At 70.8% G+C, this 16055-nt stretch carries 13 protein-coding genes; 11 read left to right on the forward strand and 2 right to left on the reverse strand.

Annotated features, from left to right (window positions below):
- The first annotated feature begins 57 nt into the window (after positions 1-57).
- The 6 genes from NE235_RS08875 (at position 58) to NE235_RS08900 (ending at position 6377) form a co-directional block, all read left to right on the forward strand.
- Entirely contained in the window at positions 58-1080 is a 1023-nt protein-coding gene (locus NE235_RS08875; protein WP_252800572.1) for an NAD(P)-dependent alcohol dehydrogenase, read from the forward strand.
- A gap of 76 nt (positions 1081-1156) precedes the next feature.
- Positions 1157-2884 (forward strand): dihydroxyacetone kinase family protein, encoded by a 1728-nt coding sequence (locus NE235_RS08880; protein WP_252800574.1) that lies wholly within the window; start codon positions 1157-1159, stop codon positions 2882-2884.
- Positions 2885-2925: 41 nt separating this feature from the next.
- Positions 2926-3468, forward strand: a complete 543-nt coding sequence (locus NE235_RS08885; protein WP_252800576.1) for a ribose-5-phosphate isomerase — start codon at positions 2926-2928, stop codon at positions 3466-3468.
- 41 nt (positions 3469-3509) lie between these two features.
- Positions 3510-4277, forward strand: coding sequence for an SDR family oxidoreductase (locus tag NE235_RS08890; RefSeq protein WP_252800578.1), 768 nt, complete (start codon positions 3510-3512; stop codon positions 4275-4277).
- Positions 4278-4590: 313 nt separating this feature from the next.
- Positions 4591-5568 carry an ATP-binding cassette domain-containing protein gene (locus NE235_RS08895; RefSeq protein ID WP_252800580.1) on the forward strand — a complete coding sequence of 326 codons (978 nt, stop codon included), beginning with the start codon at positions 4591-4593 and terminating at the stop codon, positions 5566-5568.
- Positions 5565-6377, forward strand: coding sequence for an ABC transporter permease (locus NE235_RS08900; RefSeq protein WP_252800582.1), 813 nt, complete (start codon positions 5565-5567; stop codon positions 6375-6377). Before NE235_RS08895 ends, NE235_RS08900 begins: the two co-directional genes overlap by 4 nt.
- 81 nt (positions 6378-6458) lie before the next feature.
- Here the strand turns inward: NE235_RS08900 and NE235_RS08905 are convergent, their stop codons facing one another.
- Entirely contained in the window at positions 6459-9695 is a 3237-nt protein-coding gene (locus NE235_RS08905) for a BTAD domain-containing putative transcriptional regulator (protein ID WP_252800584.1), read from the reverse strand.
- Positions 9696-9840: 145 nt separating this feature from the next.
- Positions 9841-11175 carry an NAD(P)/FAD-dependent oxidoreductase gene (locus tag NE235_RS08910; protein ID WP_308206046.1) on the reverse strand — a complete coding sequence of 445 codons (1335 nt, stop codon included), beginning with the start codon at positions 11173-11175 and terminating at the stop codon, positions 9841-9843.
- Between the two features lie 361 nt (positions 11176-11536).
- On the opposite strand from NE235_RS08910, the gene NE235_RS08915 reads away from it, so the two are divergent.
- The 5 genes from NE235_RS08915 to NE235_RS08935 all read left to right on the forward strand — a co-directional run bounded on the left by NE235_RS08915 (position 11537) and on the right by NE235_RS08935 (position 16032).
- On the forward strand, positions 11537-12115 hold the full coding sequence (locus NE235_RS08915; protein ID WP_252800586.1) for a YbhB/YbcL family Raf kinase inhibitor-like protein: 579 nt from the start codon (positions 11537-11539) through the stop codon (positions 12113-12115).
- Positions 12116-12353: 238 nt separating this feature from the next.
- A complete protein-coding gene (locus NE235_RS08920) occupies positions 12354-14180 on the forward strand; it encodes a hypothetical protein (protein WP_252800588.1) in 1827 nt (608 codons plus the stop codon).
- 242 nt (positions 14181-14422) lie between these two features.
- Entirely contained in the window at positions 14423-14665 is a 243-nt protein-coding gene (locus NE235_RS08925; protein ID WP_252800590.1) for a hypothetical protein, read from the forward strand.
- Positions 14637-15152: a DUF6879 family protein gene (locus tag NE235_RS08930; protein ID WP_252800593.1), complete on the forward strand. Its 516-nt coding sequence runs from the start codon at positions 14637-14639 to the stop codon at positions 15150-15152. Before NE235_RS08925 ends, NE235_RS08930 begins: the two co-directional genes overlap by 29 nt.
- On the forward strand, positions 15133-16032 hold the full coding sequence (locus NE235_RS08935) for a DUF5753 domain-containing protein (protein ID WP_252800595.1): 900 nt from the start codon (positions 15133-15135) through the stop codon (positions 16030-16032). Before NE235_RS08930 ends, NE235_RS08935 begins: the two co-directional genes overlap by 20 nt.
- The last annotated feature ends 23 nt before the right edge of the window (positions 16033-16055 follow it).

A 16055-nucleotide genomic window follows, 5' to 3' on the forward strand; every position in this document is an offset into this window, starting at 1 on the left:
ACGGCCGGCCTCACACGACACGACCCCGAGTGTCGCGCAGCCAAGGAGAAGACCCTCATGACCACAATGCAGGCAGCGGTCCTTCGTGGGATCGAGGACCTGGCGATCGAAGAGCGCCCTGTGCCGGTGGCCGGACCCGGCGAGGTCCTGGTACAGATCAACGCGGTGGGCGTCTGCGGATCCGACGTCCATTACTACCAGCACGGTCGCATCGGAGATTTCGTCGTTGAGCGGCCCATGGTTCTCGGCCACGAGTCCGGAGGCGTCATCGTCGGCGTGGGCCCCGGTGTGGATGCCTCCCGGATCGGCCAGCGTGTCTCCGTCGAGCCGGGCGTTCCCGACCTCACCTGCCCTGAGTGCCTCGCTGGGCGATACAACCTGTGCCCCAGCATGAAATTCTTCGCGACACCACCGTTCGACGGATCTCTCGCGGAGTTCGTCACCGTGCACGAGGCATTCGCCCATCCGGTGCCGGACTCGATGTCGGACGACGCGGCTGCGCTGCTCGAGCCCCTGTCCGTGGGCGTCTGGGCGAGTCGCAAGGGACACGTGACCGCCGGCAGCCGGGTCCTGATCACGGGAGCCGGGCCGATCGGACTGGTCGCGACGCAGTGCGCCCGTGCCTTCGGTGCCACCGAAGTCGTCGTCGCCGACATCAACCCCCACCGTCTCAAGCTCGCCGAGGATCTGGGCGCGACCATGACCCTCAACGTCGCGGAGACGCCGCTGAGTGACGCGGGATTCGAACCGACCGTGCTTCTGGAGTGTTCCGGTCACCCGGGCGCCACGGCCGACGCGCTGCGGACCGTCGGCCCGGCCGGTCGCGCGGTGCTCGTAGGAATGGGCGGCGATGAGCTGCCATTGCCGCTGGGCTACCTGCAGAGTCGGGAGATCGAGGTCACGGGAACATTCCGGTACGCGAACACCTGGCCCACGGCCATCGCGCTCGCGGCCGCGGGAGCGGTCGACGTTGATGCCCTCGTCACCGGCCATTTCACCTTGGCGGACTCCGAGACCGCCCTGCTCGCCGGGGTGCGTGACCCCCGCGCCGTCAAGTCCATCATCAATCCGCAGCGCTGACCGGGAGACCAGCCCCCTCGGAACCTGTCTCGGACGACCGCGGGAGGAGGGGCCACGCTCGACACAAGGACTGATCATGACGCGTCTATATAACGACCCACACACCTTCACCGACGACATGCTCGCGGGCTTTCTGGACGTGCACCGGGACAGTGTCACCGGCGTACCGGGCGGAGTCGTTCGCAACACCGAGACACGTCCAGGAAAGGTCGCCGTCGTCGTCGGGGGTGGTTCGGGGCACTATCCCGCCTTCTGCGGCGTGGTCGGACAGGGGTTCGCCGACGGTGCCGTCGTCGGGAACATCTTCACCTCACCCTCTGCCCAGGACGCGTACTCCGTGGGCAAGGCGGCCGTTGGTACCGCCGGTCTGCTTTTCTCCACGGGCAACTACGCCGGGGACGTCATGAACTTCACGCTCGCCCAGGAGCGGTTGATCAATGAAGGGATCGACACCCGGGTCGTTTTCGTCACCGACGACGTCGCCAGCGCGCCGACGTCGGAGATGCACAAGCGTCGTGGAATCGCCGGTGACTTCGTCGTGTTCAAAGTCGCAGGTGCCGCCGCCGAAGAGGGTTATGACCTCGACTCAGTCGAACGGGTCGCACGTCACGCCAACGACCGGACCCGCACCCTGGGGGTTGCGTTCGCCGGTTGCACGATGCCCGGGGCAGACGCACCGCTCTTCACCGTTCCCCCTGGGCGGATGGGGGTCGGCCTGGGTATCCACGGCGAACCCGGCGTCGGCGAAGACGCGTTGCCGCGGGCCGCCGATCTGGCGCAGCGACTGGTGTCCGGCGTTCTGGCGGAGAAGCCTGCCGGATCCGGTAACAGGGTGACGGCACTGCTCAACGGGCTCGGGACGACGAAGTACGAAGAGCTCTTCGTCGTCTGGCGGAGCGTGGCCGGGCTCCTGGCGGATCAAGGCCTTGAGATCGTCGCTCCCGAGGTGGGTGAGCTCGTCACGAGCCTGGATATGGCCGGATGTTCTCTGACACTGGTCTTTCTCGATGATGAGCTGGAGCGGCTGTGGCTGGCGCCGGCGGACACGCCCGCGTACCGCAAGGGCCGCGTGGATGTCGCGAGCGCGGCTTCTGCCCGGCGTACCACGACGTCCGACGAGTCGACGACGACCGTGATCCGCCCCGGATCGGAAGAATCCCATGCCTGCGCGCGCACCATCGTTTCGGCGCTCGATGCCATGGCGTCGGCCATGGCCCAGGCGGAGGACGAGCTGGGGCGGATCGACGCGGTCGCCGGCGACGGCGACCACGGACGCGGGATGGTCAAGGGCACCTCCGCGGCGGTCGCCGCGGCGCGCGACGCGCTCAACGCCGGTAGCGGTGCCCAGTCGGTTCTGGAGGCCGCGGGGGACGCGTGGGCCGGAAAGGCGGGTGGTACGTCCGGAGTTCTCTGGGGCGCCATACTGCGTGGCATCGGCGAACGCCTCGGTGATGACGGTGAGGCGCCCTCTGCCTCGGACGTCGCGGACGCCGTGCAGACCGGTCTCCTGATGCTTCAGCGGCTGGGAAAGGCGCAGCTCGGGGACAAGACGATGGTCGACGCGTTCGCGCCGTTCACCGAGACTCTCGTCGAATGCGTCCGCTCGGGCACAGGCCTGCCGGCGGCTTGGCTGGAGGCCACCCGGGTGTGCGAGACCGCGGCACAGGCCACGGCCGACCTACGACCTCGCGTGGGTCGGGCACGACCTCTCGCCGAGCTGAGCATCGGCACCCCCGACGCGGGGGCGACGTCGTTCGCCCTGTGCGCCCATGCCGTCGCCGACGTGCTGAAGTACGGCCGCTGAGCTCCACACCTCCGCGGCAGAACACGAAAAGGGAAGGCGCCATGCCTGATAAGTGGCGAATCGTTATCGGTTGTGATGATGCCGGACTGGAGCACAAGAACGCCCTGAAGATCGACCTGGAGAATGACGACAGGGTCGGCGAGGTGATCGACATCGGAGTCCAAACCGAGGACACGACACCGTATCCGCACATCGCCATCGCGGCGGCACGAATGGTCGCCGCGGGTGAAGCCGATCGCGCGCTTCTGGTGTGCGGTACCGGATTGGGGGTCGCGATCAGCGCCAATAAGGTACCCGGTATCCGAGCGGTGACGGCGCATGACAGTTTCTCCGTCGAGCGCTCCGTACTGAGCAACAATGCCCAAATCCTGTGCTTCGGGCAGCGCGTCGTTGGCTTGGGGCTGGCCCGGCGCCTTGCGAGCGAGTGGCTCGGCTACCGCTTCGACGAGAACTCCAGCTCCGCGGCCAAGGTCCGGGTGCTCACGTCCTACGAGTCGTGTCACGGCCAGGCCGACGAGGCCGAGACGCTGCGGAAGGGCGAGGAACTGGTGCGCTCTTCCGTTCCCCTGACCACTGAACCGTGATCGAAGCAGGCCGATCCGATCGGCGACAAGGAGTAGAGGACATGGCATCCGAGAAGGCCCTTGACCTGAACTTCGGGCTCGACGGCAAGGTCGCGCTGGTGACCGGCGGCGCCTCGGGGATCGGCGCGGCGATCGCCGAAGCCTACGCGCTGAAAGGAGCCGAGGTCGCCGTCGTCGACATCAACGGCGAGGCTGCGAACGAGAAGGCACGTGAGCTCGGGCGCGGGAGCTCCGGCTTCGCCTGCGACGTTTCCGATCCCGGCACGGTCAGCGCAACGGCCACCGCCGTCCTGGAGAGGTTCGGCCGGATCGACATTCTGGTGAACAGCGCCGGCGTCGCGATCCTGGCCCCTGCCGAGGACTTGGAGTGCAGTGCCTTCGACAGGACGATCAGTATCAACCTGAAGGGCACCTTCCTCATGAGCCAGGCGGTCGGGCGGCACATGCTGCTCGCCGGCAGGGGAAAGATCATTAACCTGGCGTCACAGGCCGCCAGCGTCGCCCTGGACCAGCACGCCGCCTACTGTGCCTCCAAGTTCGGCGTGGTCGGCCTGTCGAAAGTGCTCGCCTCCGAATGGGCCGGCCGGGGAGTGACCGTTAACACGATCTCCCCCACCGTCGTCCTCACCGACCTCGGACGGAAGGCCTGGGAGGGGCCGAAGGGCGATGCGTTGAAGGCTCAGATCCCCACCGGGCGCTTCGCGTACCCGGAGGAGATCGCCGCAACGGCGCTGTTCCTCGCCTCGGACGGCTCGGACATGATCAACGGTGCGGACATTCTTGTCGACGGGGGCTACACGATCCGCTGACACCATCCCCGGGGCTGGAGGCCTTATTTGCCCGTGCGAGTCAGCGGACACCAGTCATCACGCCCATCCGCCGCGCTGGTCAGGCGCCTGACGGCCGGTCATCCGCGCCCGCTTACCGGCTCGGCCGGCAGGTGCTGGCGCGGGGCAAAGCCGTCTACGTCGAGCTGATCGCCTGGACGCCGACGGCGGAAGCGCTGACGAGAGCCTTCTCAGACGCCTGTCAGGGGCTATCAGGCGGATGTGCGTGGGATGTCAGGGGGGGCGAGGACAGTGAGGGTCGTACGCACATGGACCTCACGGAAGAAGACCCCCCATGACTTACGCGATCCAGGCAGAGGGCCTGGTGAAGCGGTTCGGCGAGACGGTCGCCCTGGACGGCGTGAGCCTGACGGCGCGCGCCGGGACCGTGCTCGGTGTGCTCGGCCCCAACGGGGCGGGCAAGACCACCGCCGTCCGCATCCTCGCCACCCTGCTGCGCCCCGATGAGGGCCGGGCGACCGTCGACGGCCACGACGTCGTACGGGAGGCCCATCAGGTCCGCCAGCTGATCGGGCTGACCGGGCAGTACGCGTCGGTCGACGAGATGCTGACCGGCACGGAGAATCTCGTCATGATCGGCCGGCTGCTCGGCCTGTCGCGGCCGGAGGCCAAGGCCCGCGCGGCCGAACTGCTGGAGCGGTTCGAGCTGTGGGACGCCCGCGACCGCCCGGCCAAGACCTACTCCGGCGGCATGCGCCGCCGGCTCGACCTGGCCGCCAGCCTGGTCGGGCGGCCGTCGGTGCTGTTCCTCGACGAGCCGACCACCGGCCTGGACCCGCACGCGCGCGGTGGCCTCTGGGACACCGTCCGCGGCCTGGTCGACGACGGTGTGACGGTGCTGCTGACCACGCAGTACCTCGAGGAGGCCGATCAGCTGGCGGACGAGATCGCGGTGATCGACAGCGGCCAGGTGATCGCGCACGGCACCCCTGACGAGCTCAAGACGCAGGTCGGCGGGCAGGTGCTCCAGGTACGACCGGTCGACGACCGGGACCGGGAGACGGTCGCCGGCCTGGTCAGCGTCGTGGTCGGTGACGGGATGCAGGTCGAGGGCGACCTGGTGACCGCGCCGGTGACCGACCCGGCCGTGCTGCCGACGATCGTCCGCCGACTCGACGACGCGGGCGTCCTGGTGGCCGAGTTGTCGCTGCGCAAGTCGACGCTGGACGAGGTCTTCCTCGCCCTCACCGGCCACCGCGCCGAGCCGACGGACACCCTCCCCGAACTCGTCGCCGAAGGGAGCCGGGCGTGACCGCCTCCACCGTCACCGCACCCCGTACGCTGTCCCGGCGCGTCAGCCCCGTCGCGACCCTGCGGCACACCGCGACGCTGGCCTGGCGCAGCCTGGTGCAGATCAAGCACAACCCGATGGAGCTGATCGACCTCAGCATCCAGCCGATCATGTTCGTGCTGCTGTTCACGTACGTCTTCGGCGGCCAGATGGCCGGTGGCCATCCGGTGCAGTACCTGCAGTTCGCGTTGCCGGGGATCATCGCGCAGAACGCCATGTTCGCCACCATGAACACCGGCTTCCTGCTGAACACCGACCTGACCAAGGGGGTGTTCGACCGGCTGCGCAGCCTGCCCATCGGGCGGATGTCGCCGCTGGCGGGCCGGATCGTCGCGGACACCGTCAAGCAGGCCTGGTCGATGGCGATCCTGCTCGCCGTGGGCATGATCATCGGTTTCCGCGTCAAGACCGATGTCGTCCACCTCGTCCTGGCGTTCCTGCTGCTCCTGGTGTTCGCGCTGGCCTTCTCCTGGATCGCGGTGCTGATCGGCGTCCTGGTGAGCGAGCCGGACAAGGTGATGATCTTCGGGTTCACGACGGTCTTCCCGCTCAGCTTCACGAGCAGCGCGTTCGCGCGGGTCGACACGATGCCTGGCTGGCTGCAGGCGTGGGTGAAGATCAACCCGGTGACGCATCTCGCCGACGCCACCCGCGGTCTCATCAACGGCGGCGCCATCGCATCACCGGTCCTGAAGTCGCTGCTGTGGGCGGCGGCCATCGCGGTCGTCTTCGCGCCCCTCGCGGTCCGCGCGCTGCGCCGCCGGGTGTGAGGACGGCACGCCTCGTATCGGCACTGGGGCCGCACGCCTCATACGGGCCCGCGTTCGCGCGGGCCCGTATGAGGCGTGCGGTCAGGCGGGCGGGGCCGCTGTTCCCCGGCGGCGGGCCGGCCGGTCGGTGAGCAGGTCGATGCCCAGGGCGTCCGCGACGTCCTCGAGCCGCATCGCGTGACCGCGCGCGTACGCCCGCGCGTACCGCTCGCCGCCGATCGCCTCCCGTACGGCGCGCTCGATCCGCGGCGGGTCCTCGAGCGACCGGTCCTCGGCGCCGCGGACGCCGACGGAGGCGCCGAGGAGCATCGCCGCGCGCTCGTGGTCACCGCTGCGGAGCGCGTGGTCGGCCAGGCCGACGAGTGCCTGCCCGACCACCGGGGCGTCGTGCGCCACGGACGCGTGCCGGAGCGCCTGGACATGCCGGGCCAGCGCCGCGCCGAGATCGCCCTCCATCGCGTGGAGCATCCCGAGCTGAGTGTTGATCATCGAGGCGAACTGCGGCGGTCCGCCCAGCGGCTCCCCGGGGAGGATGTTCTCGAGCGCGGCCCGTGCGACGTCGAGGTCACCGCGGCGCCGTGCCACGTCGGCGGTCGTGAAGCGGACGATGGCCACGTCCATCGGCGAGCCCCGGCGCTCGGCGCCCCGGAGCGCGGCGTCGAGTTCCGCGCGGGCCCGCTCGTCGTCCCCGAGCGCCGCGAAGGCCTGGGCCAGGCGGACGCGCAGGTGGCTGGACTCGTCGAAGCTCCCCAGCTCCAGCGAGTAGCGCAGGGCCTCCTCGATGTGGCCCATGGCGGAGACCGGATCGCCCTGCCACATGGTGACCTCGGCGAGCCCGGTCAGCGTCAGCGACATGCCCCAGCGCTCACCGAGGGCACGGAACCGGTCGAGCGCGGCGGTGAAATCGTCTCCGATGCGGGCGACACGGCCCAGGTTGATCAGCGCGTGCCCGCGCATCATCCCCGCGGCGGCCTGGAGCCACGGGTCACGTGCCTCCCGCAGGGCGTCCACCGCCGCGAGCGCGTCCTCGGTACGTCCATCGAACATCGCCAGGCCCAGCGGGGCGACGTGGAGCATGGGGTGCAGGTCGTCCGGCGGAATGTCCGCGCAGGCGTCCATCGCGGAGATGATCTTGCGCGACAGGTCCACGTCGTGTGCCATCGGGTCCTCATCGACCCTGCCGACCAGCCAGTACATCGTGGCCATCGCGTACGCGACGGCCGGTCCCCTGCCGGGCACGGCCAGGGCGTCCCGGGCGAGCTGCTGTCCTTCGACGCGCATTCCGCGCAGGAACCAGAACCAGCCCAGGGCCGCGACGTAGCGCAGGGCGAGCGCGGCGTCCTGTACCTCGATCGCCCAGCGCAGCGCCGAGTGGAGGTTGTCGTAATCGGCGGTGAGGCGGTCCAGCCACCGCAGCTGGTCACGGGTGCGCAGCCTGGGCTCGGCCGTCTCGGCCAGCCGGAGGAAGTGGTGCGCGTGCGCGCGGCGGATTCGCTGGGCCTCGCCGGCCTCGGACAGCCGTTCGGCGCCGTACGCCCGGATCGTCTCCAGGACGCGGTACCGCCCGATCGCGTCGGTGTCGACGAGCGACTTCTCGACCAGCCCGGTCAGCGGGTCGAGCACGTCGCCCCCGCAGACGTCCTCGATGCTCTCCAGAGTCGCGCCGCCCGCGAAGACCGACAGGCGCCGCAGCAGTACGCGTTCGGGCTCGCCGAGCAGTTCCCAGCTCCAGTCGACGACGGCGCGCAGGGTCTGGTGGCGGGGCAGGGCCGTACGGCTGCCGCCCGTCAGCAGGCGGAAACGGTCGTCGAGGCGGTCCGCGAGCTGCGCGGCGGTCATCGTACGGAGGCGGGCGGCGGCGAGTTCGATGGCGAGGGGCATGCCGTCCAGCCGGCGGCAGATGGCCAGTACCGCCGGCAGGTCGGCCGCGGGGTCGAAGCCGGGCCGCACCGCGGTGCCGCGCTCGGCGAAGAGGCGGACGGCGGGATAGCCCAGGACCTCCGGCAAGGAGGCGGCAGGGCCGGATTCGGTGGGAGGCCGGTGCGTCTCCGCCGGGTCTTCGGGCGGGAAGGCGAGCGGCGGCACCGGCCACAGGCTCTCGCCGATGATGCCGAGCGCCTCCCGGCTGGTCGCGAGAACGCGCACGCCGGGGCAGTCGGCGAGCACCCGGTCCACGAGGCGGGCGCAGGAGTCGATCAGGTGCTCGCAGTTGTCGAGCAGGATCAGCAGCCGCTCGTCCGCCAGCGCGGCGACGAGCCGCTCGACCGGTTCGACGCTGGTCGGCGCGGACCCGCGCACCCCGGCGGTCAGGGCGGCCTCCCGGAGCCCGAGCGCGCTCAGCAGCGCCTGCGGGACCTCTCCCGGGTCGCCGACTCCGGCGAGCTCGACGAGCCAGACGCCGCCGGGCATGCGCTCGGTCAGGCCCGCGGCCGCCTCGACGGCCAGCCGGGTCTTGCCGGCTCCGCCGGGCCCGGTGAGGGTGACGAGGCGGTTCTCCTCGAGGAGCTTGCCGACGCGGGCGATCTCCTCCTCGCGGCCGATGAAGCTCGTCAGCCGGGAGGGCAGGTTGTGGCGGCCCCGTGACCGGGCGGGGGCCTGCTCGCCGCGGAGCACGGCGAGATGGGCGGTGCGCAGCTCTGGCGACGGGTCGACGCCGAGCTCTTCGGCGAGGGTGCGGCGGGCGTCCTCGAAGGTGGCGAGCGCGTCGGCCTGACGGCCGGCGGCGCACAGGGCCCGCATGTACTGCCCGCGCAGGCGCTCCCGGAGGGGATGCGCGGCGACCAGCGCCTCCAGCTCCGCGGGATCGGCACGGCCGAGCGTCAGCAGCACCTCGGCGTGGTCCTCGATCGCGGCGAGACGCTGCTCGGTGAGCCGGGAGACGTGGCCCCGCGCGAAGTCGGTGTCGGCGACGTCGGCGAGGGGCGTACCCCGCCAGAGGCTCAGGGCCGCGGCCAGGGTGTCCGCCGCGCGCGCCGGGTCGTCGTGCAGCAGGCGCCGTCCGTCGGCGACGAGCCGGTCGAAGCGCCGGATGTCGACCACGTCGTCCTCGACGACCAGGCGGTATCCCGCGGGCCGGGAGTCGATCACCGCGGTGGGCAGGGTCCTGCGCAGCCGGGAGACCAGCGACTGCAGGGCGTTCGGGGCTCCGGCCGGCGGGTCGCCGTCCCACACTCCGGCGACGAGCCGGTCGGCGGTCAGGACCCGGGGGGCCTCGAGGGCCAGCAGGATGAGGAGCGCGCGCAGGCGGGCGCCGCCCACCTCGACCGGGCGTCCGGTGTCATCGGTGACCTCGAGAGGGCCGAGCAACGAGATCCGCACGGGTCGATCCTCTCCTGTCCGCCCGGGTGAGCGCCCCAGTTTTTCCGGCCTATGCGAGATATATCTCGATGAGTCTCGCATAAAAACGGCGGGCCGGCCTCCCGGCCGGCCCGCCATCGGTCCGGAGAGGACCGGGAGCCACGGATCAGGCCGCGCGATCCTGCCCGCTGGCCAGCTCGAACTCCGCGCGCGGCCGCTCGATCCCGTTCAGGGACACCGTCTCGCGGCGGAAGAAGAGCGCGAGCGTCCAGTCGGCCACCACGCGCACTTTGCGGTTGAGGGTGGGCACCCGCGACAGGTGGTACGTCCGGTGCATGAACCAGGCGGCGAACCCGCGCAGCTTCACGCCGTAGACGTGCGCCACGCCCCGGTACAGGCCGAGACTGGCGACCGACCCGGCGTAGGAGTGGCGGTAGGCCGTGCGCTCCCCGCCGCGAAGGGTCGCCACGATGTTGTCGGCGAGCCGCCTGGCCTGGCGCACGGCGTGCTGGGCGTTGGGCGCGCAGAACTCACCGGGACGGGTCAGGTCCGGGACGGCTCCGCAGTCGCCGGCCACGAAGGCGTCGTCGGCGCCCTCCACGGTGAGGTACTCGGTGGCCACGATGCGGCCCTGGCGGTCCAGGGGCAGGTCGGTGGAACGGTTGAGCGGGTTCGGCTTGACGCCGGCGGTCCACACGAGCGTGCCGGCCTCGAACTCCGTCCCGTCGTCCAGCACGACGCGGCGGTCGACCGCCGACGTGAGGCGCGTGTTCAGCCGTACGTCGATGCCCCGGCGGCGCAGCTCCTCCACCGTGTAGCGGCCCATCCGGTCGCCGACCTCCGGCAGGATCCGGTCGCTGGCCTCGACGAGCACCCAGCGCATGTCCTGCGGGCGGAGGTCCGGGTGGTACTTCAGCGCGCCGCGCGCCATGTCCTCCAGCTCGGCCAGCGCCTCGACGCCGGCGAAGCCGCCGCCGACGAAGACGAAGGTCAGAGCGCGGCGGCGCACCGCCTCGTCGTCGGTGGAGGCCGCCGCGTCGATCCGCGCGAGCACGTGGTTGCGCAGGTGGATGGCCTCGGCGACGTTCTTGAACCCGATGCCGTGCTCGGCCAGGCCGGGGATCGGGAGCGTGCGGGAGACCGATCCCGGCGCCATCACCAGGTAGTCGTATGAGATCTCGGTCGCCGGGCCGGACACCGGGCGCACCGTCGCCACGTGGTGGGCGTGGTCGACGGAGACGACCCGTCCGTTGAGGACGCGCGCCTTCGGCAGGACCCGGCGCAGCGGGACGACGACGTGGCGCGCCTCGATGTGGCCGGCGGCCACCTCGGGGAGGAACGGCTGGTAGGTCATGAACGACTGCGGGTCGACGATCGTGATCGTCGCCTCGCCCGACCGCAGGCGCCGCTGGAGGCGCAGCGCGGTGTACATGCCGACGTAACCGCCGCCGACGATGAGGATGTGGGGAGTGGTCCGGCTCGTGTTCGGGCTCGTGGCCACGGGGTGCGCTCCTCGCTAGACTTGTGAATACATTCACAAGCTACCGCATCCAGCGGCGGATGCCAGCGATTGATCGCGTTAAGAATCGCGAAAGTTCCTGTTACACCAAACGAACAGCCTGGTTCCGCCATGAAGACCGCCGTGTCTTCCGGCGAAGCCGACGCGCGACATTCCTTCCGACAACGGCCGCCGCCCGGTGCGGGGCGGTCGAGACGGCATCGCCCTCCGGACCGCTCTAGGGTGAGCCGCAGCCCGGTGTCGGTCCGGACGGCGCATCGAGGAGCCGCGGGCCCCCGATGCGCCGAATACGCGGACACCCGCCGGGCGCGGCGTACGATCGTCCCCCGGGAGCTGTGTATCGATGATGACCACGTTGTGGCGGCCGGTGTGCCTGGCCGTCGTCGGGCTGCTGTCCCTCACGGGCTGCAGTCTCTTCGGGCAGAACAAACTCGTGCGCGGCAGCGTGCCGGACTCGATCACGGTGACCAGTCCGGCGTTCCGCGACGGCGCACCGATGCCCGTTCGCTTCGCCTGCCCGCAGTACGGCGGCCGGTCCAGGACGCCGCCGCTGCGCTGGTCCGTCGCGCAGAGCGGCGTCGGCTCCCTCGCACTCGTCATCGACGACCCGGACTCCCCCAGCGGCGCGTACGTCCACTGGGTGCTGTACAACATCGACGCCACGGCGGCCGAGCTTCTGGAGAACACCGTCCCGCCGCACGCCGAGCAGGCAGTCAACACCGCCCAGAAGGTCGGGTACGCCCCGCCCTGCCCGCCGAAGGGGGAGGTGCACAAGTACCGCTTCACGCTCTACGCGCTGAAGTCCAGGGTGCCCCTGCGCAACGGCGCGAGTCTCGGCGACGCCCTCGCCGCGATCGCCTCCCGTACGATCGCCCGGGGCCGGATGACCGCGATCTTCCAGGGAGCGGTGGTGAAGTCCTGAGGGACTCGGCCGAACGCGCCGCAGGTGAGCGCCGTGCAGCGGAAGGTCGGCACGGGTTCGTGGCACCAGCGGGCCGTAAGGCAAGTAGTGTGAATGTAGATCTGTGCGAACCGTATGACAAGGGTCATAGCGGTCGGCGACAATCGGTCTAGCTCCTTGGGGGCCCCGGTGCCGGTGATCATGGGAAAAGGTCCCCGCGTCGGCGTCGACCGCTAGACCATGGCGTTGGGTGGTAGCTATGTGGGGTCTGATCGTTGTCCTCGGCTTGGTCGCGGTCGTCATCCTCGTCGGGGTGCTCGTCGCCCTCGGCATGAGGGCGAGCCGCGCCGGAGACGAAGACGACTGGATGTCCGACGAGGAGCAGCCTCGGGGCCGCCGCGCCGGCAGATCCCGTGGCCGCCACGACCAGGACGACGAGGCGGTGGAGGAGGCCTACGGCGGCGGCGACATGCGCGTCGCCGGTGCCCCGCTCGCCCAGCAGCACCAGTTGCCCGCCGCGCCGATCGCCGGTCCCGGCGCCGGTCCGGCCCAGTTGCCGGCCCCGGTCCCCGCGGCACCCCCGGGCAGCCGGAACAGCGACGAGATGGACGACGACGAGTACTGGTCGACCATCACCTTCGACAAGCCGAAGTTCCCCTGGCGGCAGGACGCCGGGCAGCCGTCCGAGGCACGGGGGCAGGACCCCCTGGCCCATCAGGACGCGGCCCGCCCCGAGCCCACGCCGCTCGCGGGCCCGCAGCCGCAGGGCATGCCCCTCGCGGGGCAGTCCCCGCACGGCGGCCCGATCGACTCCCCGGCACCGCCGACCCGGCCACAGCCGGCCGTCCCGGCCCTCGACACGCCGTCGACGCCGCCCGGACCGCTCGACGTCCCGTCGTCGCTGCCGTCCGCGCTGGACCTCCCGTCCTCCGACCGGGTCGCCGAGACCGTGGCCGGCGACGAGATCCCGGCGTACGGCTCGACCGACCAGATCGGCGGCTTCGGCACGTCCGGCTATCCGAGCGAGCCGTCCTACACCTCCGAGTCGCCGACCTACCTCTCGGAGACGCCGTCGTACTCCTCGGACACGCCGTCGTACTCCTCGGAGACGCCGTCGTACTCCTCGGACACGCCGTCGTACTCGTCCGAGTCGCCGTCGTACACCTCGGAGTCGCCGTCCTACTCCTCCGAGCACTCCTACGGCGGCGACCGCCCGTACGGCGACGACCCGCTGAACACAGGCGAACGCCCGACGTACGGCGCCGGATCCCCCTCCGCGCCGGCTCCCTCCCCCGTACCGCCAGCCTCCTCGCCTCTGAGCACCCCGTCGCCCCTCGGCTCCCCGTCGATCAGCGGCAGCGATGACGGCCCCGCCGTGCCGTCGGTCGACGAGCTGCTGGCCAAGATCCAGCGGCAGCGCGCCGGAGGCGGCGACGCGGAGCCGGAGGGTTCCGCCCCGGCCGCACCGGGCTCCGGTTCCACCGGTTTCGACCCGCTCACCGACCCGCTGGACACCGGGGAGCGCTCGTACCGCCCGTCGTCCGGCGGCTCGTCCACCAGCGGAGGCTGGTCGCCCGGTTCCTACGGCTCGTCCGACTCCTACGGCAGCGGCGAGTCCGGCGACTCCTACGGCTCCTCGACGAGCGGCTCGTACGGGTCCGACCCGCTGTCGGGCGGCTACACCCCGACCGGCGGCTACAACACCTCCTCCTACGACAGCGGTTACGGCTCCTCGCCGTCCTCCCCGGCCTACGGGGACTCGTCGTCGTCGTACGGCTCGGGCTCGGGGAGCCAGGACGACCCGCTCGGCGGCGGGTACACCGGCTCGTCGCCGGACTCGCTCGGTTCCTACGGCGGCACGTCCACCGGTGGTTACTCGAGCACGGGCGGTTACTCGACGTCCGGATCGTCCTACGGCGGCCCGGCCTACCCCGGGTCCGCCACGCCAGGGTCCGGTCAGCCGTCCGAGGACGCCAACACGACGCAGGCCTACCCGAGCAGCCCGTACGGCACCTCGTACGGCGACCGGAAGAACGACGACAAACGTCCCGAGGACTGGGGCTACGGCGACCATCGCGGAAGCTGAGGCCCGCCGCCCGGCGTGACCGTGGGCTCCGTGGTTCGATACGAACCACGGAGCCCTTCTTCTTCCCCGGGAGCGGTTTCCTCCTCCCGGACAGTCCCGCGGGAGAAACGTCCACCGCGGGATATAAGAATCCGCGGGCGAATGCGCGTTCGATTGCTTGGCAACCGTTTGACCGTTCATATCACGCTGCGTGAATCTCTCCTACGCGATCCGTACACACTCAGCGACCCAGGAGGTCAACGATGCCCCTTAGATTCGTCGGAATCGACCCGAGCACCAACGGGGATAACTGCCCCACCGTGTGGGTGGACGAGAAGACCAGCGAGATCGTCATCCAAGGATGGACCGCGGACCCCGATACTCGGAGGGAATGCCTGGCGACCGGCCCGATACCCGACCACGAGACGGTGCTGCGGCTACCGGCGCGGATGGCACCGATCCTGAAGGAGGCGTGCGATGTCGCCGGAGGTCCCATCGTTCAATGACCTGCTGGCCGAATGTGACGAGTCGGCCGTCCATCTGGAGATGCGGGACGGCTACACGCCCGGTGATCCCGTCTACCTCGACTGGCGGGCGGGGCGCCGGATCGACGGGCCGGAGCGCTATCCCGAATGGTTCGCGCTCGTCCGGACCACCGTCGCCCGGGGTGTCCGGATGCGGCGCGTCCGCATCGTGTCGGAACCCCTGGCGGACTTCATCCGTTTCGAGTACGACGTAACGGGAGGACTGAACGTCGCGGCCGGCGAGCAGGTGCGGTGGCTGCCTCGCCGGCAGGCCTCGGACATTGCCCTACCGGGCAATGACTTCTGGGTGTTCGACGGCCGGATCGTACGATTCGGCTACTTCGCCGGAGACGGGGACTTCGTCGGCCACGACGTCTGGGAGGATCCTGACGTGGTGAAGCTATGCACCTCCGCCTTCGAGGCGGCCTGGGAACGCGGGGTCGATCACTATGACTATCGCCCCGCCTGAGCGCCCCCGGCCCTCGCGGGGGGCCGCGGCCACGACATCGCCGTCCTCGTCCGTCCAGGCGGCCCGCCAGGCCCTCGCCGACCGGCTCCGGGAGATCAGGGTCGACGCCGGACTGACCGCCAAGGCGCTCGCCGCCGCCGCCGCGTGGGACCGCACCAAGGTCTCCAAGATCGAGCACGCCTCCCGGCCGCCTTCCGCGGACGACATCCGCCGCTGGTGCGCCGTATGCCAGGCCGAGGACCAGGTACCCGACCTCGTGGCCTCCCTGCGAACCGTCGAGGGCGCCTACGTCGAGTGGCGGCGCCTGCAGCGCACCGGCCTGCGCCGGCTCCAGGAGTCACGCGTCCCGCTGTACGAGCGGACCCGCAGCTTCCGCGTCTACTGTTCCCAGGTCGTGCCCGGGCTGTTCCAGACGCCCGCCTACGCCGGGGCGCTCCTGTCGGCCATCACGACGTTCCACGGCACCCCGAACGACGTCGAGGAGGCGGTGGCCGCCCGGATGTCCCGCTCGCACGTCGTACGGGACGGCGCGCACCGGTTCGCCGTGCTCGTCGAGGAGTCCGTGCTCCGCTACCAGGTCGGCGGTCCCGACACGATGGCCGGGCAGTTGCACCACCTCCTGGACGTCATGGCGCTGCCGTCGGTGTCCCTCGGTGTCATCCCCTTCGACCACGGCGGCCGCCGGATGTGGACCTTGGAGGGCTTCAACATCTTCGACTCCGTCCAGGTCTCGGTCGAGCTGCTGTCGGCCGCGGTGACGGTCACGACGCCGGGCGAGGTGGACCTGTACGTCAAGGCGTTCACCGAGCTGTCCGCGATGGCGGTCTTCGGCACGGCGGCGCGGGCGCTCATCACCTCCGCGATCGACGCCCTCGACTGAGCTCCCGGCGGCGTGTGCGGCCC

The organism is Actinoallomurus spadix (assembly GCF_024055725.1).
In the GTDB taxonomy this organism is placed as follows: domain Bacteria; phylum Actinomycetota; class Actinomycetes; order Streptosporangiales; family Streptosporangiaceae; genus Actinoallomurus; species Actinoallomurus spadix.